Source organism: Coraliomargarita algicola, from assembly GCF_033878955.1.
In the GTDB taxonomy this organism is placed as follows: Bacteria; Verrucomicrobiota; Verrucomicrobiia; order Opitutales; family Coraliomargaritaceae; genus Thalassobacterium; species Thalassobacterium algicola.
Map to the genome: position 1 here is coordinate 3,838,794 of NZ_CP138858.1, position 21,453 is coordinate 3,860,246.

A 21,453-nucleotide genomic window follows, 5' to 3' on the forward strand; every position below is an offset into this window, starting at 1 on the left:
CACCCCTATGTTAAATAAAGCTCCATTGTCTATCGCTCACACACGCAGTTCCTTTACGCGATCAATATTTGTATTCGGATTTGTGTTACTTTATATGTGCGCTGCTTCGCTAGCGGCTCAATCGTTGTCGATACTGAGTGGAAATCAATTTTCGTCGACTGAAGATTTTCAGAAATATGGTGGCTACGAGTATTATGCTAGTCCCAGAGCTGGGGTGAGTTACGTCTACGGAGATCAGGTGTATACCGGAGGCGATGAGATGACAAACGATGCGTCGAAGACCAAGCTTTCGTCGGGAAAAGTGAGCAGTGTCGATGCTGATCAGATGCTGTATGTGGGGAATACTTCTGGAGTTACCGTATTTACTGTTACCTACGATCTAAGATCTGTGTGCGCAGTGGATCGGGTTGATGTCTGGGCCTTGTGTGGACTCGATACGCAAATTAAGAAGCTTACGTTTTCAATTAGTGAAGATGGATCGAACTATACAAATGTTGGAACGATATTACCAGAGTATCCATCTGGAGACAGCGTGATGCAGATACAGCAGGATTTGAGCACACCGCAACATGGACGCTATGTGAAGATTCTGGTCGAAGAGCAATCTTTGGATTATACCGGAGATTGGTCGTATCGGGTCTCACTCGGTGAGGTTGTGATTCTCGGGTCAACACTCTCTATTGAGCCCGATCCGGAAGACCCTCCCTTAGGGCCTCGGGGAGTCTTAAGTGGTAATGTATTTGCATCTAATGCGGATGCCCAGAGCTATGGAAGTCTCGAGTATTTCAGCAGCCCGCGAACCGGAGTGAGCTATAGTTATGAGGATGCGGTTTATACAGGTGGGGGTGAGCTTGTGCAGGACCCGTATCATGCGATATTAAACTCTGGCTGCGTCGAAAGTACTGATGCATCGGAGATGCTTTACTTGGGGGATACTTCTGGGGTGACTCAAATCGCTGTGGTCTATGATCTGGGAGTCGAGTGTGAGGTGGATACTGTCGATGCTTGGGTCTTTTGCGGTGCGGGCACGCAGATCAAGAAGGTCACCTCGTACATTAGTTCCAATGGTCAGTCCTATGCCTCAATGGATTCATCTATTGTGGCATATCCGAATGGTGATGGCATGGTTCAGGTTTCACAGAGCCCTGATGAGCCAATGACGGGGCGCTATGTCAAAGTGGTCATCGAGGAGCGGTCTCTGGACTATCTTGGAGATTGGTCTTACACCGCTTCGATAGGAGAGATTGTAGTTATCGGTCGCGCGCCAGATGTATATGGGCCAGTTTTTCTTTTGAGTGATAATGCGCTGCGCGCCACGGGTAGCTATAATACCTCGATGTTACAGATCGATACGGGAGCCAGTTATCAATGGATGACCCAGGAACCTTTTGCGACGGATAGTAGTCTGATTGCCAGCGACGAAGACGACGCGAATGACGCTGTGGGGGGACAACCTGATTTGACAGATGGCTCGGATATTCAGACTGATGCTTCAATGGTGTGTAGTAGTGCAACAGGCCTGCCGGGGACGTATGCTGCGGTTCGCTTTGACTTGAAAGACGTTTATGAGATTAGTGAAATTGATGTGTGGACGCTGGCTGATTCCAACAGTTATATGGATGGTTACGAAGTGCTGCTTAGTAACGATGGGAGTCATTACACTTCACTCGGATTTACTGTGAATGCAAACCCGCGCAATTCCGATGCAATTGTCAATACGTGGACAGGAGGGGTGATTGGGCAGAATGCACGCTACGTTAAAATCGTTCTGCATAATGCCAATGATTCACAACAATTGACGGTTGGGGAAATCGCGATTTGGGGCACGCGTCCCTATGATGTTACTTTGCCTGTGAATGCGGTTCCAGAGCAGGTGACTGTTCAGGCCAGCTTGAAAAATTATAGTAAGCTTTTCCTCGATTGGTCGGATTACAACCATGTGGTCAATGATGTGAATCAATATAAAGTTTATATCGAAACGCAGGACTTCAGGACCGTGTCTGGACTGAGCCCCGTTATTGCATTAAGCACTGGCTCTAAAGGACAGATTGGTAAAGTCGCGAGCTACTTTGCATTGGAGCCGGAGACTACCTATTATATTGCCGTTTCGCCAATCTCGATTGGTGGAATTGAGCGAGAGGATGTGACTCCGTTGATTCTCGTCACGCCCGGTGTGATGGATACGACAGGCAAAATGAAGCATTTGTTTAACATTAATGACCCTGCATATGGTGCCGGCCAGTATACACAACATGCCGACGAGTGGAGCAATATGTTGATGAAGGCTGATCTGTTGAAAGAGCTGGAGCATATACAAAAGAACCGCTGGTTTAATCATGATAATGTTGTGATGGATCAATACGGTCGTCGAGATTTTGCATTTCATCTGTTTTATAACGATCCGAGTAAGCTCAGTTTTGATAACAGTTGGGGTGTGTGGTCCTTTTCCAGTTATAATGAGCCGGATCTGGCGAATCGTGATGTTAATGTTGTGAGAGCTACATTAAGTTCCAATTATTCTGCTTTAAAAGCGGCGGACAGTCGAAACATCCTGTTTGAACCGGCTCTCGGAGACACCAATACCGCGGGTTTGAGCTGGTTGGAGGATCTATACAATTCAGATGGGCAAAACGGGGCAGAGCTACGAACTTACTTTGATGTCATGGATGTGCACGCCTATTGTAAGTATGCGGATCCTTATCCCGCTGGCTTGACGCATGGGGTGCCTGAAGCGCTGATTGGGAAGATTGATGCACTGCGGACACTTATGGCCAGTCATGGCGACGGCAATAAGCCTATCGTGTTTACAGAGCTTGGCTGGAGCACGTATACGGGCGGGGCTTATTTGAAAGCCGTAGATAAGCCGACACAGCGCAATTATCTCGTTCGCTCGCATGTTATTTCAGCGGCCAAAGATATTAAAGCCATTTGGTGGCACAATTTTCAAGACAACGGAACGAGTGCGGGGAGTATTGAACATCAGTTTGGAATCATCGACTGGTATGGGAAGCCGAAGCCCGCATATTACGGGTATTATATCATGTCTAAAGTTCTGGCCGAAGCGGTCTATGATGATGTGTTGAATGGGGTCAATCATCCCAATTATGGTTATCAGTTTCGAGACGAGGCCGCAGGTGTGTATATTACCGCATTGTGGGCAGCCGACGAGGTCAATCGCGTCGCCAGCCTTTCTACTTCAGATTCGGGACTCAAAGTTGTAGGTGTCGATGGTAGTTTTACATACGTTCAAGCGCATGCTGGGCTTGCCGACGTCGCTCTTTCAGGGGCGCCTGTTTTTATCTATTCCACGAGCCCCCTGTTCCTCTATGCAGTTAATTAGAGCTATTTTTCGTTGCAGTTATGTAATACTTATCTGAATGTTACGAAAGAAATGTTTCTTTGTTTCATTTTAACTCATTCATGAATATTCGATCCATCGCAAAAGAATCCGGCTTGTCAGTGGCTACTGTCTCGCGAGTGCTGAATAATGAAAGTGGGGTGAGTGATGAGGCACGGCAGAAGGCGTTGAAAGTCATTGAGCGCTCTGGTTACAAGCCGCGGAACTATTCGCAGCGTAGAGGCACACGCATCGCGATTGTCGTCGAAGCGGGCGCGCCTTCCTTCGATAGTTTCTATTCTTTGGTGTTCACTGGCATCTCTCGATACGCGTGGGAGTGTGGATTTGAGGCAACTTTAGTCTATTATTCGCCAGATCATGAAAGAAACTCGGGTGGTGAACTGGTTGATTTGCTACGCAAGAAGCGTTGCAATGGGGCTGTGCTGATCGCGCCCATCAGTGAGAGTGAAGGGCAGAATTTGATCGATGCCCGAATACCCTCGGTGCTTGTGGCTCATCGTTTGAGTTTAGATGGTATCGGCTACATCGATTGTAATAACTTTCAAGGTGCTAGTGACCTGACCGAATACTTACTACATCTGGGGCATCGCAAGATCGGCTATCTGTGTGGCAATCTGGAGAATGGGAACAATAGTGACCGTCTGAATGGGTATCTGAAGGCGATGGAAAGTGTCGGCGTCGAGGTGGATGATGGCTGGATGATTGAACATCATCCGACGGATGTGACCGAACAGGCCGGATACGATCAAGCGCTCTTCTTGTTGGAGCGTTATCCGGATATTACGGCGATTTTTGCCAACAATGACTCGATGGCCTATGGTGCCGTGACCGCGTGTATGGAAACGGGCTTACGGGTTCCAGAAGATATTTCCGTGGTCGGTTATGACGATTATCTATCCAGCCGATACTATAACCCGTCACTCACCACGATGCGGCAGCCATTGATGGAAATGGGAGCGTCTGCAGCCCGATGGGTTGACGAGAAGTTGAAGAATAAAATCAGCGATTTGCCGCATCGCGTTTTCCGCGGTGAGCTAATTGTGCGAAAATCCTGCGCACTCCCTAGGGCTGACTCATAACGATTGCACTGTCTTTGATGCCTCAAACCGGAGGCCTCTTTCTACAAACTTACGCATCTGAACACTGCTCTGGTCATTGGGGGCGGGGAGGACGAAGACCGAAGCTCGGCTTTGATTGTCGAATCTCCAGGTGGACCGATAGACCACACGTGCGGCTTCCTTGCCCTGTTGTGCGAGTTGCACCTTGACCATCTTGTTTTGGTCGGCGAGCTCATCTTGTTTGATGACAACCGTTTCATTCGGAGCGATCGCTTGGATGATCGGTTGATCTCCCAGGGCAAATACGATATCGAGTCCCGAGTAATTGAAAATGCGGCAACTGTTAGTTGGGAAGCTTTCCTGTGAGAAGTCGTGAATGAGAATTTCAAATTGCTCTTTCGACTTTGGTAGAAAAATCATCAGACTGTGTTTCATTGTGGGATCTAATTTAGCGATGCCGTTTGGAAGTGGGCGCTCTTCCGGAGGCAGGGTGAGCGATTCTTTATTTGTATAAAAACGAATGATCGGTACACCCTGGTAGTCAATTGGCATACTGAAGCCACCGCTGTAAGCCTTCAGTTCCTGAACTTCGCCACCATTTATGTAGTAGAGTCCTTTGATTGGATGCTGCCACGCTAAGGTTGTTAGCTCGAGACGTACATCGCTGGGCATTTCCTGCTCGGATGCCGATAGGCTCGCGGCTAAAAGAAGCATGACTGCACAGCGGTGGAGAAGGGTTCTGTAATTACTCATAGCTCATCCTCGCTCAACCATCGGAAAGCGATGATTTGAAATTTACGTCCGAATGCTTGATTGGTTGGATTGGTTAGTGCGTCGCTTTCAGCGATGAATTCATTGAGGGAACCGTCCGATAGGTCGTTTCCGGTGCCAGTCATGTCAGGGAAGCGTTGGACGACAGCTTCGCACCATGCTTCGTCCGATTCGCCAGTGATGCTGTCTGCGCTGCCGTAGGCGCGGATCACGAAAGTGTCTGACCGTGGGCTTAGAATGGGGGCCAAGGGCTGTAATAAATCACCTTGTAGAACGTAGCCGCTGTGACCAGTTGCTTGAGAGTCTGGGTGTTCGTTAGACAGAACGGCATTATAGGTGGAGCCGCTTAGGTTGATGGCCTCGGAGGCTATGCTTGCATGGATGTTTTGATTAATCGTCCGGTCGAGTGCAGCCTGCAGTGTGCCTCGTGTTTGTGCTTCCGCGTTTGTCGCGTTGAGTCGGCGGTTAATGAAGTCTGCTAGGGAGAGGAAGGGGCCGCGGCTTTTGACTTCTTCAACCGTGGCTTCAGCCAGTGCGTCCAATTCGCTGTCGGAGAGCTTGCGGTAGCCTTTGAAGAATGCCTTGAACGCGTCGCTGTCGGCGGCGTTTGCTGAGTAGCCTGATTCGTAGATCGGCAAACTGGTGCGGCTCACGTAAACGCCGTCCGGATCGGTTAGGCTTAGGTCTTGAGCGTCTGTTCCGCTTACATCTATTCGTAGGAAAGGTTGATCCATACTGCTGAACAAGGCTTTCCATGCTTTGACTGAAGTTGAATTGATGTTGAATCCGCCTTGTACGATAATGCGGCCGCCCCAGGCCAGCATGGCGCGCGTATCGTTAAGGTCGAGTAGCTCACTTCGGGTCGAAGCTGAAGGAACGATGACACGGTGGCGCGCATTGTAGGGGCTCTTTTCTCCTGCCACGAGTGCGGACCAGTTTGCATCGCTGATCTTCGGTGATACTGTGGACAGGAAGTATTCGTCAAAGATCTGATCGTTCACCATGTAGGCCGTGTCGAAGAGATTTAGCCCATAGTTGTCTTCGAAGGATGTTTTATAGGTGCTGTCGAGAGGGATGCGTGTGTTGGCATAAGAGTTTCCCACCAGATAACTGGGTTCGAAATTGTAGCGAGATAGGTTTGCGTGCTGAAATTGTCCGATTGAAACTGCAGGGAAGCGGGGCACATCGAATAAGATAATCTGTGACTGTCCCAGGCTACTATCACTGATCGAGGGGCCATTCAGCCCGGTGTATCTGGAGAAATCACCGATGGAAGGTTCTGGGACGGAGCCTGCTGCGAGGTAGCCGTTTTGCTGATCACCGCCACCTTGAAAGGCACCCTGCGCAAAGAGGCCGGGGCCGTCCCAACGTGGTGCCGAGTAGAGTGCGCGCGGATTCGAGTCGATCAGATTGCGCAATCCATTATTTGCTTCGTTGGTTGTGCGGAGGTGAAATAGCCATGTGCCGATGTCCAGGTAGTTGGAGCCGAGTCGCTGGCTAGGCAGGAAGGGAGGAATGGTGCCGTCTTCGAGAGTGCCGGGAGATAGCTCTGCGTCGGGGTGCTCGCTGGCGTAAACGGGGTCTTTCCAGAAACCGCTCGAACTTTGCATGATCAAGTTAGAGTTGTTCTTATTGGTATCAGATGGCGTTTCGTGAATGAGTTGCCAATACGCTCCACTGAGTTGGTCGCCCTTGGAGCCTCCAACAAACCAATCGTCGTTGCGCTCCTTGATTTGGACGCTGTGAACGGTGACTGCCTTATCGGCTACGTATTTGTCCACATACGAACTGTGTGAATACTTGAATGGCCAATCGAAGTAAAAGCCTTCGGAATCTTGCCATCCGTAATCTAATTCATTTTCACGAAAATTGCCGCTTGCATCGGCAGTTGCTGACAGGATGCGAATTTCGCCGGGCATGAATTCGAGGTCTGCTGGTGCCAGCGCTGCCCAGACCCCCTGCGTGTATTGATTGTTACCTTCCCCCTTCATGTAGGCGTTGGCAATATTAATGGTTTCGTTGAATGGCGTGCCGTCGTCGAATTCTCCTGAAATGACTAACTCGGGGGCTGCTTCAAATGAGAACCGATACTGCGGATAGAAGTTGTTTTGGTCGATGTTGGGGTAGGCGCGCTTGAGTTTTACATTGTAGGGGTTCCACATCGCTAACATCGGTTGTAAGTAGAAGCGGAGTTTGTATTTGTCGACACCATCGACTTCTTCGCTTGTAGAGCCTACACGTATGTGAAGTTGGAATCGCTCCAGGATTGGAGTGATCGGACTGTTGGTGTGTTGTTCATCGGGATGATAGTATTTTTGGTAGTTTTTATATGGAAGCGCATCGGGCACTTCGTTTGGCCCTCCGGCGACTGGATAAGCTAGGATGGGCTTGATCGCTCCATCCGTGGCTAAGTCGTCCAACTTGTAGAGATTGTAGTAGCTGTAAAGACTGCCCCAGTTGGGCCCCACGTCGGTCAGCTTATTGATTCTTTGAAGTTCAGGACAGAGATAGAATTCGCTGGGAGGCTCTGCAACTTCGGCGACTGGGAATTCCATGACACCCTGAAATAGCTGATCCTCTTCGCGATCCGTTCTGGTAAAGGATAGGTTTGTCGCTTGCACCCCAAAGAAATGCTCAAATACGGTCGGGCTTTCAAAAGCCATCGTGAGATCTTTTTTGAAACCACCTTTTCGCGTGTCGGTTTGCAAGCTTTGCGAATAGACTGTGAGGTCATGTTTGTAAGCGTTGAATAGACTCGCTTCAGCTTCTGAGCTTAGCTTGAGTAATGCCCGTAGGCTTTCATAGCTGAATGCTTTGTTAAATAACTCCAGTTCGCTCTCGGTCAACTGCCCCCAAGGCCCTCCGAGCTGTTGGATGCCGGGAGTGAGCGCGAGGCTGGAGTCGAGTAGCGTAGTTTTTTGCGCTTCATTTATCAGATTAAAGCTGGGGCCCACAAAATGCTCTATCGACTGGTTTTCATCGCGGAAGGGGTCGCTCACGTTGATCCTCGCCTTCACTCCCTCGTCGCCGACCCACCAGGCATAAGACCCATTCGCTCCGCCAGAGTTCGATGTGATCGATTTCTTTCCGACGATGACTGGCGGTGTGCTGATCGTGGTTTCAGCGGAGAGCATGAGGACCTGTCGATCGCTGGGTATGTTTGGATTCGTAGGATCTATGTTGGCGGGAGAGCTTCCATCTATGCCTGAGGCTAACCAGGCTAGTGGAGGCGGTTTTGCTTCACCGTTAGTGGCTTGATAAGCGCGTCTGAGGGTGTGGTCGCTCCTTGCTGCGGCCGGGGAGGGGTCCTGACTATCCCAGACTCCTGTCCAAGCCCAACAAGGGCTGGTGTCGGAGGTTCCGTAGATATCGGCTCGGGCGGTCACGCGCGTGTCTGGGCCGGCAAAGTTTTGAAGTTCTCCAAGTGCAACTTGTAGACCCAGTAATGCGTTGGTTTGAGCTTTTTGTGTACGGGCCGCGGATTCGGCCGCACGGATATCCACCTGAATCATTGTGCTCAAACTGAGCATCAGCAGGACCACAAAGGACATCAGCGTCAGTGCCAATAGCAGAGCGAATCCTTTCGCTGTTTGGGCAGAGTGGGCGGGGTGCATGGTTTCTCTAAATTAAGTATCTGAAAGGGACTGGAGCGGATGTCGATCTTCTATCTTTGAGGGGGTATAATCACTTCAAAAAGACGATGAACATCTTCGTGGTAGGAGTAGAGCCAGATATTTGCATAAACGAGTATACAGAAATGAGTATGTTGAATTGTTACGTAACATATTTAGTATATTACGTAACTTCAAGCTGAAACTTGATTCGTATGAGTGAATACAGTGTAGAGTCATGCGTTTTCGCTTTATCTACCTGTCAGCGAGTTCAAGTCGACTGCGTAACTTGATGGATTCATCATGCATGTGTGAGCTTGCCGAGGAGGTCTGGGACGTTTTTGCTGGAATGCATGACTCGACGACTTTGCTATAGCTTTCTGCTATATCTATACACTCAGCTCGGCCTTCTGTCTGCAACAGTTGATGTTTATTTTGGCACCGGTGGGGGGCAGGCCCACGGCATCTACCATGCCGTGCTGGATGTCGACAAAGGTAAACTTTCCGAGGCGACTCTAGTCGCAGCGGTGCAGGCGCCTGAGTTTCTGGCCTTCCACCCTGATCGTACGAAACTCTATGCGGTCGCTAAACTTGATGGACAGCCCTCGGTTGTCGCATATGCCATCGCGGCGGATGGTTCGCTCTCTTTACTCAATTCCGAGCCTATCGTGAGTGGCGGTGCCGCGCATATCAGCGTGCATCCGTCCGGTCGTTTTTTGCTGACGGCGCAGTATGGTGCAGGCTCGGTTGAGCTCTTCCCACTGGCTGTGGATGGCCATGTGCAAGCGAGTCGGCAGGTTCTAAAACATGTGGGCGGCTCTGGCGTGGTGGCGAAACGCCAAAATGCACCACATCCGCATTGGACCGGTTTCTCTCCGGATGGACGTTTTGCTTTTGTGCCTGACCTCGGGCTTGATCAGATCGTTATTTATAAGGTTCAAAGCGATGCTGCGTCGATCCAGCAAGTCGGTCATGCGGACTCGATCCCCGGAGGGGGGCCGCGCCATATGAGGTTCTCGGTTGATGGCCAATATATCTTCTTGCTCAATGAGTTGAGCCTGACTGTTTCGACCTTCGCATACGACGCCGCTGCTGGGACTGCTAAGCTGCTGTCGTCTGCGCCGACATTGAGCGACGTGGTGAAGGCCAAAGAGAATTCCAATTCCGGCTCCGAGATTCTGGTGCATCCAAACGGGCAGTTTGTCTATGCTGCCAATCGCGGACACGACAGCGTGACTGCCTTTAAAATCGAGCCCGCCAGCGGGCAGCTGCAGGTCGTTGACGTTGAGCCCATCCGCGGTGCGTGGCCACGCAGTATCAACATAGACTCCAGCGGCCGTTGGCTGCTGGCCGCCGGTGCGCATTCTGGCACAGTGACCGTTTTGGCAGTGGACCCAGACACCGGTGAGCTCAGTTACCGCAGCAAGAGTGTCATCCAGGTGCCAAATGCAATCTGCGTGTTGTTGAATTAATTCAGAAGCCAGAGTGAGCAGTGGAACTACCTGCCTTTTAAAAAGTCACGAGTTTCACGTTTCAGCTTTTTGATTTTGGTCTCATTCTTCTTGAGATCCCGTTTGTACATGATGTCGATGAAGAGCTTGCCCTGGAGGTGGTCGACTTCATGTAAAATGCAGCGCCCTAGTAATCCGTCTGCTTCGATCACGTGTGAGTTGCCTTCAGTGTCTTGAAATTCACAACGCACGCCGATCGGTCGGTCCACTCGACCATTGACGCCTGGGAAGGAGAGGCAGCCTTCCTCGTAAACTTCTTCCGTCGCATCCAGGATCGTGATTTTAGGGTTAGCGATGGCCATGGGCATGATCAGGTCCAGCGGCGGCTGCTTGCCGTCGAAGCTATAGTTAAAAGGAACTTCGGCACCTTCCGGCGGACGCACATCCACCACGCAGAGTTGTAGTGCTTGGTCGATCTGCTGAGCGGCCAGTCCAATACCTTCCTCGTCATACATCGTATCCACCATGTCGTTGGCCAGTTTAGCCAGCTCGGCGTTGAATTCAGTGATCGGTTTGCCGACTTTGCGGAGAATCGGTTCGCCGTATTTGGTGACTCGTAAAATCATGATTGTTTAAATGGTATATTTTTTTCTGAGGTCTTAGTTTATAGGCTAACGCTGTCCAGATGCGCGGGCAGGGAGGGGAGCTGCGTTGCTCATCGTGGTGTTGACGATGACTTCATGTTGGGCGGCGACTGTTTCATAGGCCGATTGTAGCGCTGACCATACTTGAGCGGCTTCGCCCCACACGACCGTGGACATGCTGCCTGTTTCACGTTGGATCCCCGTGGCATCCAGGGCGTCCAGATAGCAATGCACCGCTTCGCGCACTTTGCCGTCGAGTGCGTAAACAGAGATTTGAATCGAAATCAGTGGATCGGTTTTTTCCATCATGTATGGTTTAGGCACCCATTCGCCGCTTGTCACGGCGGAATATACTCTAGGTTCTGGTGCTAGGGCATTGTTTTTAACTGCCAGCAAAAAACGCTAGCCGTCGGCTGTGAATGCGCTACTTGTTCATGCTTAGATACGATGGCTTATAATGTTGCACATTTCCTAGCTCAGCAAGCAGTCGCCCAACCCGAGGCTGCGGCTGTGCGTGCGCCAGTCGGGCATGCTCCCGATGGTACGATTCGCTATGCGGAGCGCAGCTTTGCGGAGTTGGAGGCGGAGGCTGCCTCAACGGCGCATTATTTCGCCGCTGCGGGGATTCGGCGTGGCTCACGGGTGTTACTCATGGTGCGGCCGGGGCTGGATTTGATCCGTATTGTCTTTGCTTTGTTTAAAATGGGCGCGGTGCCGATTGTGATCGACCCTGGTATGGGGCTGAGGAAGTTTCTGCGTTGTGTGCGTCACTCGCAGCCGAGTGCGCTGGTGGGCATCGCGCCGGCGATATGGATCGCGCGATTATTTCGTCCGAGTTTTCGTGGGGTCGGTATTAAGATTGGTGTTGGAGCTGGTTTTGAAAAAGAGATTGGCCGGTTCAAGCGTCAGGGGGCCTTCGAGGTGGTGGATTCCGCGGCCGATGAGTTGGCGGCGATTCTTTTTACATCTGGATCGACCGGGCCCGCGAAAGGGGTCTGTTATGCGCATGGAATGTTTCTGGCGCAAGTGGAGGCGATACGGCGACAATATGGCATTCAGCCGGGCGAGGTGGATCTGCCGATGTTGCCAGTATTTGCATTATTTAATCCTGCGCTGGGTATGTGTACGGTGGTTCCGGACATGAATCCGAGTCGTCCCGCGACAGTGGAACCGGCGCAAATCGTGCGTGCGATCCAGCAGAATTTAGTGACCAACAGCTTTGGCTCGCCGGCCTTGTGGACCAAGATTGCGCGCTATTGTGAGCGCGAGTCCATTACACTGCCAAGTGTGCGGCGTATCCTGATGGCGGGCGCACCTGTGCCGCCCGCACTGATGGCGCAGATGCGGGCGATCATTCCTCAGGGGGAAATTCACACGCCCTATGGCGCAACGGAGGCTTTGCCAGTGAGTTCGATTTCGGCTTCGGAGGTGCTGGAGCAGACTGCGGCGCGCACGCAATTGGGCGAGGGGACTTGCGTGGGGTGTCCTTTGCCGGAGGTTTCGGTGCGGATTATAGAACCTGTGGAGGCTGCGATTGCTGATATCGCAGATGTGCGGGACTTGCCGCAGGGGGCGATAGGTGAAATCATTGCACGGGGGCCGTCAGTGACCCGGGGCTATGATCAATTACCACAAGCGGATGCGAGTTCGAAAATTGCGGATGGTGCGGCGCATTGGCACCGGATGGGGGATATGGGCTGGTTGGATGGCGAGGGGCGTTTGTGGTTCTGTGGCCGTAAGGTGGAGCGCGTGCTGACTGAGACGGGAGCGATGTATACGGATTGTTGTGAGGCCATCTTTAACGCGCACCCGCAGGTGTTTCGTTCGGCATTGATCGATCTTGGGGCGGGCGCCCGGGAATTGTGGTCGAGCCGGAAAAGTCTGCATTTCCCCGGACGGCGGCTGCGCGCGCGCAGTTTGTCAGCTCGCTGGAGCAGCTGGCGCAGAGCCATGCGATGACTCATAAGATTCGGGATTTCTTTTTTGAAGCCAAGTTTCCGGTTGATGTACGGCACAACGCGAAGATTCATCGTTTGTCGCTTGCGCGTAAATTTGCTCTGAAATAATTTCACGCAATGAATGTCTTAGTCACTGGAGGAGGAGGGTTTGTCGGCAGTTATGTGATCGAGCGATTGCTGGCTCGTGGCTATGCTGTGCGTTCCTTCGGGCGTTCGCCGCAAGCAGGATTGGTGGCGAAAGGAGTGGACGTTGTTTGTGGTGATCTAGCGAGTGAAGAGGATGTGCGCGCAGCATGCGTGGGCGTGGATGCGGTCTTTCATGTTGCGGCGAAGGCAGGCGTCTGGGGCAGTTGGGATCGCTTTTATCAGCCGAATGTTGTCGGCACGCGTAACGTGGTGGCAGCTTGTCAGGCCGAAGGCGTGGGGCGTCTCGTTTACACCAGCACGCCGAGTGTGGTATTTAATGGGCAAGCGATTCGAGGCGGTGGGCAAGAGTTGCCCTATGGGCGCAATTGGTTGTGTCACTATGCACATACCAAGGCGATCGCCGAGCAGGAGGCTTTAGCAGCAAACAGTGAATCTTTGCGAGTCGTGGCGCTGCGGCCACATCTCATTTTTGGCCCAGGTGATCCGCACTTGCTACCGCGGGTGATCGAGAGCGTAAAGGCTGGACGTTTAAAGATCGTGGGCGATGGCAATAACCAAGTCGATGTCTCCTATGTCGAAGACGTCGCGGCAGCGCATGTGAATGCGCTGGATGCTTTGTCGCTGGGGCAATGTGCCGGCAAAGCTTACTTTATCTCGCAAGGCACGCCCGTGGCGCTTTGGCCTTGGCTGAATGAGGTGCTCGCGGGGCTCGGACATCCGCCGCTTAGTCAGCGTATTCCTATGCGGCTCGCTTATGCCGCGGGAGCAGTGGCCGAATGTGCCTGGAAATTGTTGGCTAAGCCGGGAGAGCCTCCGATTACACGCTTTGTTGCGGTGGAACTGGCGAAGGATCACTACTTTGACCTCCAGGCCGCTCGACGGGATCTTGCTTTTGAGCCCGCATACGATATGCAAGCGGCTTTAGTTGAGACCATTAAAGACCTTAAAATACGCGGTTTTTGAGTGTTCTTTGCTGTATAAGTATTTGACCCCACGTTTAATTATTCTTGCTGTGGCAAGGTGTCTTTCATCGGTCCTATCATCAGTCTTATCATTATCGTTTTTTTGCTGGTAATTGTCTTTCGGCAGCGGCGACAAATTAAAGAGCTTAATCGTGTCGAAGCACCGGTAGAGGAAACGAAACTGGTCGACGATAAAGTTGAAGCGGACGCGGGGGCCGTCGCGCTTTTTGCCACCCTTTCGCATGAGTTGCGCACGCCGTTAAATGGCTTGTTGGGAATCGTTCAGATGATGAACGAGGAGAAACAGGATGAGGACCTTGAGGCGATTGAGGGGTGTGCGCGGCATATGTTAGCTGTGATTAGCACCTTGGTGAATCACTCGAAAATTAAGTCGGAATGGGCCGATTTGCCAGAGTATCGTGAGTGGGTCAGTCCCTATGAACTTTTCGAGCAAATCGTAGCGCATCTCAGTTTTCGTGCGGGTTTACGGGGACTGAATCTAAAGTTGGAGCATCAGGATAAGACCCTTCGTCTACGTGTCGATTACGACCATTTGCGTAATATTATTGAAAACACGATTTTAGGCTCACTGGAGGCGATTTCGCTGGTGGAAATTCCTGTGGAGAAGAAGACGCTGACCATTAGCTGGGTGGCCAGCGATGGAGAGATGCGTGTTAGCATTTACAATCCCTTGGAAACCTACGCGGAGGATCGCCGGCGGCAGGTCAATACCGCGGGCGGCTTGACGACCGGCGAGCGTTTGCCACGGGTGAAGATGGAGTATGTTTACTGGTCGGTCGCTTCGATGCTGTTAGAGAAATACAATGGCGCACTCTTTTCCAAACCGCACCCTGAACTCGGAGGGGTCACTTCTCTGCTTTCCTTTGAAATGGAGCAGATGCAGGCCTCGCCTACTGAAAAGCTGCCCATCGGCGGTCTAAGTTTGGATGCACAAAAACTTTCCACGAAGTTTGTAAAGCAACTGCCCTTTAAATTATCGATACTCGTGGCTGAGGATGACCCTGTCGCTCGTAGCCTGATGGCGACTGTGCTCAAACACATGGGGCAGGAGAGTCGTTTTGCTACCAATGGGCGCGAGGTGTTGGACCTCGTGAGCCAATCGAAGAGTTACGATTTGATTCTGATGGACATTGATATGCCAATCATGGACGGCTTGAGTGCCGCGATTGCGCTGCGAAATGGCGAAGCCGGTGAATTTGGTACCAAGATCCCGATCGTCGCAGTGACTGCTTTCAATACCTTGTCCGATGAGAGCCGATTCAGAAAAGCGGGCATGAATTATTTCTTGCCTAAGCCAGTTAAAATAAAGCATTTGCGTAATGTATTACTTGAAGTCGTTCGTTCCGAATAGAGTCATTCTATAAAAAAATAGCTGGAATCGGTCTTGATGGATTGCCAGCGCGAAACGGACGCGCCATCTCCTTGAGTATGGAGATCATCTTTTTAGGAACAGGCACCTCGCAGGGGGTGCCTATGATTGCGCAGCCTGAGGGCGAAGGCTGCGATATGAACAACCCGAAGAATTGGCGCACACGTACCTCGATTCATGTAGAGATGGGGGGGCATCACATTCAAGTCGATGCTGCACCAGAGTTTCGTATGCAATGTATCCAGCATGGTTTGGACCAAATCGATACCTTCATCCTCACGCATGGCCACGCAGACCATATTCTCGGTATGGATGATCTGCGCCGTTTCTGTGATCTGAATGGGGGCGAGGCTTTGCCCGTTTATAGTAGTGAGGAGGGCTTGACGCGTATTCAGCAAATTTTCCCTTATGCAATTTTGGATAAGCCGTTGGTGAAGGGCTATCCCGCGTTTAAATTAGCGCGTATGCCTAAAACTTTGGAGTTACCCGGCGGCACTGTGGAGTCCGTGTCTCTGCCACATGGAGCGATCAAAGTGCTGGGGCTCGTCTTCACGGAGGCTGAGACCGGTAAGCAATTTACCTATTTCACTGATTGCAAAGAAGTGGGGGAAGAGGCACGCCTGATCGCTGAGGGCTCGGATGTCGTGATCCTCGATGGCTTGCGCCCGAATCCGCATCCCTCACACATGACGATTGATGAGGCCACTAAGACGGCGCAGGAGATGGATGCCCCGATTTCATTTTTGACCCATATGACTTACATGGTCGACCATGATACGACCGAAGCCTCGCTACCTGAAAATATCCACTTGGCCTACGATGGCCTGCGGGTGAGCTGGTAGCGCGTCCTGCGTTACTTACAGCAGCACTAAATGGTCGCGGTGCACCACGACGTTGTCTTCGAGTTCGGGCAGTTCCGCGCTGAGGCGCTCCATGTCGTAGTTGACTATGCCGTGGGCGATGGTTTTCCCATTGGGCTCGCAGATGTGCACGACATCGCCACTTTCGAAGTTACCTTCACAGGCGACGACGCCTGCGAGTAACAGGCTCTTGCCGCGTTCGACTAGGGCCGAAACTGCGCCTGCGTCTACCGTGATCGAGCCGTGGGTTGCGTCCTGAATCGCGATCCAGCGCTTGTGAGATTTGACCGGAACTTCGCTAGGCACGAAGTAGGTGCCCACGCTTTCGCCGTTTAGAAGTTTGTTGAATAGTTCCGAGTCGCTGCCGCTGCCGATAATGACGCCGCATCCGGCCCGATGTGCGATTTTGGCAGCCGAGAGTTTACTGATCATTCCGCCTACTGATGTGGTATGCTTGGTGCCCTGCGCCATGGCCTCGATCTCGGGGGTGATCGCTTGCACGGTGGGCACGACTTTGCCGCTGCCTTCCATATCAATCAGACCAGGTATATTAGACAGGATGAAGAGCATGTCCGCGTTGGTCACGCTGGCCACCAGGGCGGAAAGTGTGTCGTTGTCGCCGAATTTGATTTCGGCGGCGCTGACAGTGTCGTTTTCGTTGACGATGGGTACCGCGCCGTTGGCCAGTAGGCGCTCGATGGTGTTAAAGACTGCGTTGTGGCGGTGGCGTGCGCGTAAGTCTTCGCGAGTGAGCAATATCTGAGCGACGGTGAGATTATGCGGGTCGAAGCACTTTTGCCAAGTGTTGATCAGGATGCTTTGGCCGACTGCGGCGCATGCCTGTAGCGTCGCCAGGTCTTTGGGGCGCTTCTCCAGTTTCAGTTTTCCCATGCCTAGACCCACCGCGCCAGAGCTGACCAGGATGACTTCGATCCCGCGCTGACGCAAGGTGCTGACCTGCGAGCACAATGTCGTGATGCGAGCCGTATCCAAATTTCCGATACCTGACGTGAGGACGCCGGTGCCGAGTTTGATGACAATACGTTTGGCTTGATTCAGCATTTTCAGAGGACAGAGGACAGAGGACAGAGGACAGAGGACAGGTTGAGTCTGGCTTCTGTTCTCTGACCTCAGGTCTCTGGACTAGACCTTTTTCAGGTCCGCTTCCTTGTGAGCGAGGTGCTGGTTGATTTCGGCGATATAATCGTCGTGCGCCTTTTGCACTTCTTTTTCGTAGCGCTTAAAATCGTCTTCCGGCAAGCCGTCGTCGTTTTTGGCTGTTTTCAACAAGCTGAGAGCATCGCGACGTCCTTGGCGCACGCGCACGCGACCGTCTTCGGCCATGCTGCCCGCGGTCTTGGCGAGTTCTTGTCGGCGTTGACCGGTCAGTTCGGGCACGGGCACGCGGAGGATGCCGCCGTCAATGATCGGGTTTAGGCCGAGATTGGCTTCCTGGATGCCTTTTTCGACGTCTTTGAGCACGCTCTTGTCCCATGGCTGCACCATGATTGTTCGGGCATCAGGAGTGGTGACTGCGGCGACTTCTTTAAGAGTCACCGTGCTGCCGTAGGCGTTGACGCGAACGCCGTCGAGCATCGCGGGCGTGGCCTTGCCAGTGTGCAGGCTACTAAACTCGTGAAGTGTGTGGTCGACCGCCTTCTTCATGTCGGCGTGCATGGATTTGAGGATTTCTTTGGGCATGATATTAAATTATTTAATGTTAGGAAAATTAGGCAGGACTTTAATCGACCAAGGTGCCGATTTCTTCACCCATGACGGCGCGATAGATCGAGCCAGGCTCCCGCATACTGAATACGAGAATAGGAAGCTTGTTTTCCATGCAAAGCGAAAATGCAGTCGAGTCCATAATCTTAAGGCGATCACGGAGAGCATCGATGTAGGGCACATGATCATATTTGACCGCGTCGGCATGCTTTTCGGGGTCTTTGTTGTAGATGCCATCCACTTTGGTGGCTTTCATCAGCATGTTGGCACCTGTTTCGCTGGCGCGGAGTGCAGCAGCGGTGTCAGTTGAAAAGTAGGGGTTGCCGGTGCCGCCAGCAAAGATCACGACGCGTCCGCGCTCCAAGTGGCGAGTGGCACGGCGCAGGATAAATGGCTCGGCCAGCTTGTCCATCGGGATGGCGCTTTGTAGGCGCACGGTGACACCGAGCTTTTCGAGGCAATCCATCAAGGCCAGGCCGTTAATTACAGTGGCCAGCATGCCCATGTAGTCGCCCGTGGTACGATCGACGCCCTTCATCTCGGCGCCGCTGAGCCCGCGGAAGATGTTGCCACCGCCGATTACGAGGCCCACTTGCACCCCGATATCGTAGACTTTTTTCACTTCCTCGCAGATCGCTCTGAGCGTATTTGGGTCGATGGGTTCGCCATCTTCAGTATTGCGGAGCACTTCCCCACTTAACTTGAGGATGATGCGTTTATATTTCGGGTTTGGTTCCGATTGGTCAGATACAGTCATGAAAAAGTTCTTAAACGCTCTTTTACCCACCTCGTCAATCTATGTCTTTATATCAGAGAATCTTTCCTTGAAACTTCTGGTGGCTAGTATTGCGTAGGCGGTTCTATTCTAATCGTTTCGGTTTATAATTTATGCGCCTCTTGCGCTACATCAGCTTTTAAATAACATGGCACTCATCGTTCAGAAATACGGCGGCACCTCGGTCGGAGATGTTGACCGGATCAAAAATGTCGCGCAACGGGTCAAAGAGACTCACGACGCTGGCAACCAAGTGGTGGTGGTCGTTTCCGCACGCTCAGGTGTCACCAATGAGCTGATTGGCCGTGCTAAGGCGCTCAATCCGCATCCCGACGAGCGTGAGATGGACATGCTCTTGACGGTTGGCGAGCAGGAAACCATTGCGCTCACAGCGATGGCGCTACATGCGCTCGGTATACCTGCGGTCTCTCGCACTGGTTCGCAAGCGGGCATCTTGACCGATCCTTCGCATACCCGCGCGCGGATCACCAGTATTTCGGGGGGCGATATTAAGGAGCAGTTGGCTGCTGGCCGAGTTGTCATCCTGGCCGGATTTCAAGGGCAGACTGCAGACGGTCAGATCACCACACTCGGTCGTGGCGGCTCTGATTTGAGCGCGATCGCCATCGCGGCAGCCTTACAGGCTGATCTATGTCAAATTTGCACCGATGTGGATGGCGTATACACGGCTGACCCACGCCTGGTGCCTGATGCGAAGAAGCTGGACGAAATTTCTTACGAGGAAATGCTCGAACTCGCCAGCTCAGGCTCGAAAGTTATGCAAAATCGCGCGGTCGAGTTCGCGCAAAAATTCAATGTCGTTTTTGAAGTTCGTTCCAGTTTTAATAACAACCCCGGTACTATTGTGAAAGAAGAAGTCGCCTCTATGGAAGATGTCGTTGTGAGCGGCGTCGCTCTCGATAAAAACCAAGCCAAGATCGTAGTCAGCGATTTGCCCGACCGTCCCGGCACTGCCGCCAAGCTTTTTCAAGTGCTGGGCTCCGCAGGCATCAGCGTCGATATGATCGTGCAAAATATCGGCCGCGATGGTAAGGCGAATATGACTTTTACCGTGCCACGTGAAGATATCTATCGCGCTGAAAAGGCGGTTAAAGAGTCCTTCCCCGACGAGGCTGCAGGCAAACTTTTTGAAGCCAGCGACATCGCAAAAGTGTCTGTGGTCGGCGTCGGCATGCGCTCGCATTCGGGGGTAGCGGCCACGCTCTTCGATGCCTTGGCCAAAGGGAGTGTCAATATTCAGCTGATTAGCACTTCCGAGATTAAAATATCCGTCGGTATCGATCCTGAAGATGCCGAGGAGGCCACACGCCTCGTCCACGCAGCTTTCGGCTTGGGACAGTAGTCGGAAGCCTGGGGGGTGTGCTGTGGGCATTGCATTGGAGTGAAACACGTTTCGACATTGCTGGCCTCAGCAGCTGCCTTGCCGCGTCATGAAGATCTGAGCGATTGTATCGAGGACATTCAGCAGGCTGAGCAGCGAGGCTATTTTTTGCCCAATGAAGACGAACGAATTCGCGCCATTTATGTGCGCTATCTAGCGGTGCGTACTTCTTTGTTGCAAAGCTTAAGTGATGCGACCGGCGGGCAATGGGCCCATCGTGAAGTTGCTGATTTGCGTGAATTCGCTGTGGCTTATGCGGCCGCGTGCTTGTTAGTGCGTGCGGCTTCTTATTTGGTCGACCTGACTGAGCATGCACCCGTGACTCGGAGGAAATTGGATGAGCCGGAGTCTCGCTTTCAATTACCAGCAAAGAGTTTCACCAAAATTTATAAAAGCCTGACATCGCCCCGTCGTTGGTGGGCATTTTTTGACGCCAGCACTTACTATCGCACGCATCGTGCAGCGATTCACGACTTGCGGGGGGAGTCCGGGATGCGGGCAGTGGTTGACTTATTGCAAGCTGAAGAGGGGCAGGTTCAGATCTGCCGCCAAGATTTACTGAAAAAACGTTTCAGTTATCGCGTACATTCCTTTTTGCGGCGTCGGAATTCTGGCTACCGCAAAGTTATGTTTGGGCTGTTTGAGTTGAGTGGTTCAAGTATTGCAGAGTTAAAGCAACCATTTGTAAAGCCATTGGGGGCTCCCAGGCGTGTCGATGAGAGCATCCGCGGGCGTTTGGAGCGTTTTTTACAGCCAGGAGATGTTTTGATTACACGGCATGATGACGCCTTGAGTAATTTGTTTCTGCCAGGCTACTGGCCGCATGCGGCATTTTATATCGGTAGCGCGGCGCAACGTGATGCGCTTGGAGTGGAGGCCTCTTCAGATGATCCGGAGCTGTGTTTTCTAGAGTCGAAACGAGACGGTGTGCGTTTGCGGCCGATCTCGGATACATTGCAGGTCGACGCCTTGGTTGTATTGCGGCCCTGTTTGAGTTCAGGTGATGTCGCCGATGCAATCACACGCGGGTTGCAACATGCTGGGAAGCTCTACGATTTTATTTTTGATTTTACCAGTTCCGATCGCTTGGCGTGCACGGAGTTGATTTACCGTTCTTATCATGGAGTGGGGCCGATTCAATTTCAGCTGCAGTCCTATGCCGGGCGAAATTGTCTGTCGGCCGAAGAGTTAATGAATCAAGCCGTCGGGGCTGGATATTTTCAGCCAGTTCTCGTCTATGGTGTGCGGGGCAATGAGTGGACGGCAGGAGAGGCAGCCGGTAAAGTTTTGCGGGAAAGTTTCGCATCCACATTTTGAATGGCTAATTGTTGATTGACTCTA

Annotated in this window: 16 protein-coding genes; 9 read left to right on the plus strand and 7 right to left on the minus strand. The window is 52.1% G+C overall.

From position 1 onward, the window contains the following. Positions 1–7: 7 nt before the first annotated feature. Together SH580_RS15840 and SH580_RS15845 are read left to right on the plus strand one after the other, a co-directional pair. Positions 8–3,340 (plus strand): hypothetical protein, encoded by a 3,333-nt coding sequence (locus tag SH580_RS15840; protein WP_319831810.1) that lies wholly within the window; start codon positions 8–10, stop codon positions 3,338–3,340. A gap of 80 nt (positions 3,341–3,420) precedes the next feature. Then, positions 3,421–4,437, plus strand: coding sequence for a LacI family DNA-binding transcriptional regulator (locus tag SH580_RS15845; RefSeq protein ID WP_319831811.1), 1,017 nt, complete (start codon positions 3,421–3,423; stop codon positions 4,435–4,437). On the opposite strand, the gene SH580_RS15850 is transcribed toward SH580_RS15845, so the two are convergent. Continuing rightward, the gene (locus tag SH580_RS15850) at positions 4,432–5,130 is read right to left on the minus strand and encodes a hypothetical protein (protein ID WP_319831812.1); all 699 of its coding nucleotides are present in this window, start codon (positions 5,128–5,130) and stop codon (positions 4,432–4,434) included. The two genes, SH580_RS15845 and SH580_RS15850, sit on opposite strands and share 6 nt — an antisense overlap. A gap of 35 nt (positions 5,131–5,165) precedes the next feature. Next, the gene (locus SH580_RS15855; protein WP_319831813.1) at positions 5,166–8,801 is read right to left on the minus strand and encodes a hypothetical protein; all 3,636 of its coding nucleotides are present in this window, start codon (positions 8,799–8,801) and stop codon (positions 5,166–5,168) included. Positions 8,802–9,151: 350 nt separating this feature from the next. On the opposite strand from SH580_RS15855, the gene SH580_RS15860 reads away from it, so the two are divergent. Further along, positions 9,152–10,270, plus strand: a complete 1,119-nt coding sequence (locus tag SH580_RS15860; RefSeq protein ID WP_319831814.1) for a lactonase family protein — start codon at positions 9,152–9,154, stop codon at positions 10,268–10,270. A gap of 26 nt (positions 10,271–10,296) precedes the next feature. Here SH580_RS15860 and def read toward each other — a convergent pair whose 3' ends face one another. Beyond that, complete coding sequence (gene def / locus SH580_RS15865) at positions 10,297–10,875, minus strand: peptide deformylase (RefSeq protein ID WP_319831815.1); 579 nt, start codon at positions 10,873–10,875, stop codon at positions 10,297–10,299. A 45-nt stretch (positions 10,876–10,920) separates the two neighbouring features. After that, the gene (locus SH580_RS15870) at positions 10,921–11,202 is read right to left on the minus strand and encodes a YkoF family thiamine/hydroxymethylpyrimidine-binding protein (protein ID WP_319831816.1); all 282 of its coding nucleotides are present in this window, start codon (positions 11,200–11,202) and stop codon (positions 10,921–10,923) included. A gap of 138 nt (positions 11,203–11,340) precedes the next feature. Here SH580_RS15870 and SH580_RS15875 point away from each other — a divergent pair, with 138 nt between their 5' ends. The 4 genes from SH580_RS15875 (at position 11,341) to SH580_RS15890 (ending at position 16,192) form a co-directional block, all read left to right on the plus strand. Beyond that, complete coding sequence (locus tag SH580_RS15875) at positions 11,341–12,852, plus strand: fatty acid CoA ligase family protein (protein WP_319831817.1); 1,512 nt, start codon at positions 11,341–11,343, stop codon at positions 12,850–12,852. A gap of 116 nt (positions 12,853–12,968) precedes the next feature. Continuing rightward, a complete protein-coding gene (locus SH580_RS15880; protein WP_319831818.1) occupies positions 12,969–13,961 on the plus strand; it encodes an NAD-dependent epimerase/dehydratase family protein in 993 nt (330 codons plus the stop codon). A 102-nt stretch (positions 13,962–14,063) separates the two neighbouring features. Continuing rightward, the gene (locus SH580_RS15885) at positions 14,064–15,332 is read left to right on the plus strand and encodes a response regulator (protein WP_319831819.1); all 1,269 of its coding nucleotides are present in this window, start codon (positions 14,064–14,066) and stop codon (positions 15,330–15,332) included. A 77-nt stretch (positions 15,333–15,409) separates the two neighbouring features. Continuing rightward, positions 15,410–16,192 carry an MBL fold metallo-hydrolase gene (locus SH580_RS15890; RefSeq protein WP_319831820.1) on the plus strand — a complete coding sequence of 261 codons (783 nt, stop codon included), beginning with the start codon at positions 15,410–15,412 and terminating at the stop codon, positions 16,190–16,192. A 15-nt stretch (positions 16,193–16,207) separates the two neighbouring features. Here SH580_RS15890 and proB read toward each other — a convergent pair whose 3' ends face one another. From proB to pyrH, 3 genes are all read right to left on the minus strand, one after another. Continuing rightward, the gene (gene proB, locus SH580_RS15895) at positions 16,208–17,272 is read right to left on the minus strand and encodes a glutamate 5-kinase (RefSeq protein ID WP_319831821.1); all 1,065 of its coding nucleotides are present in this window, start codon (positions 17,270–17,272) and stop codon (positions 16,208–16,210) included. 81 nt (positions 17,273–17,353) lie between these two features. After that, positions 17,354–17,911, minus strand: a complete 558-nt coding sequence (gene frr, locus SH580_RS15900; protein ID WP_319831822.1) for a ribosome recycling factor — start codon at positions 17,909–17,911, stop codon at positions 17,354–17,356. Positions 17,912–17,951: 40 nt separating this feature from the next. After that, positions 17,952–18,692 carry a UMP kinase gene (gene pyrH / locus SH580_RS15905; protein ID WP_319831823.1) on the minus strand — a complete coding sequence of 247 codons (741 nt, stop codon included), beginning with the start codon at positions 18,690–18,692 and terminating at the stop codon, positions 17,952–17,954. A gap of 166 nt (positions 18,693–18,858) precedes the next feature. Here pyrH and SH580_RS15910 point away from each other — a divergent pair, with 166 nt between their 5' ends. Next, positions 18,859–20,073 carry an aspartate kinase gene (locus tag SH580_RS15910; protein ID WP_319831824.1) on the plus strand — a complete coding sequence of 405 codons (1,215 nt, stop codon included), beginning with the start codon at positions 18,859–18,861 and terminating at the stop codon, positions 20,071–20,073. A 39-nt stretch (positions 20,074–20,112) separates the two neighbouring features. Continuing rightward, a complete protein-coding gene (locus SH580_RS15915) occupies positions 20,113–21,429 on the plus strand; it encodes a YiiX/YebB-like N1pC/P60 family cysteine hydrolase (RefSeq protein ID WP_319831825.1) in 1,317 nt (438 codons plus the stop codon). Positions 21,430–21,453: the final 24 nt, after the last annotated feature.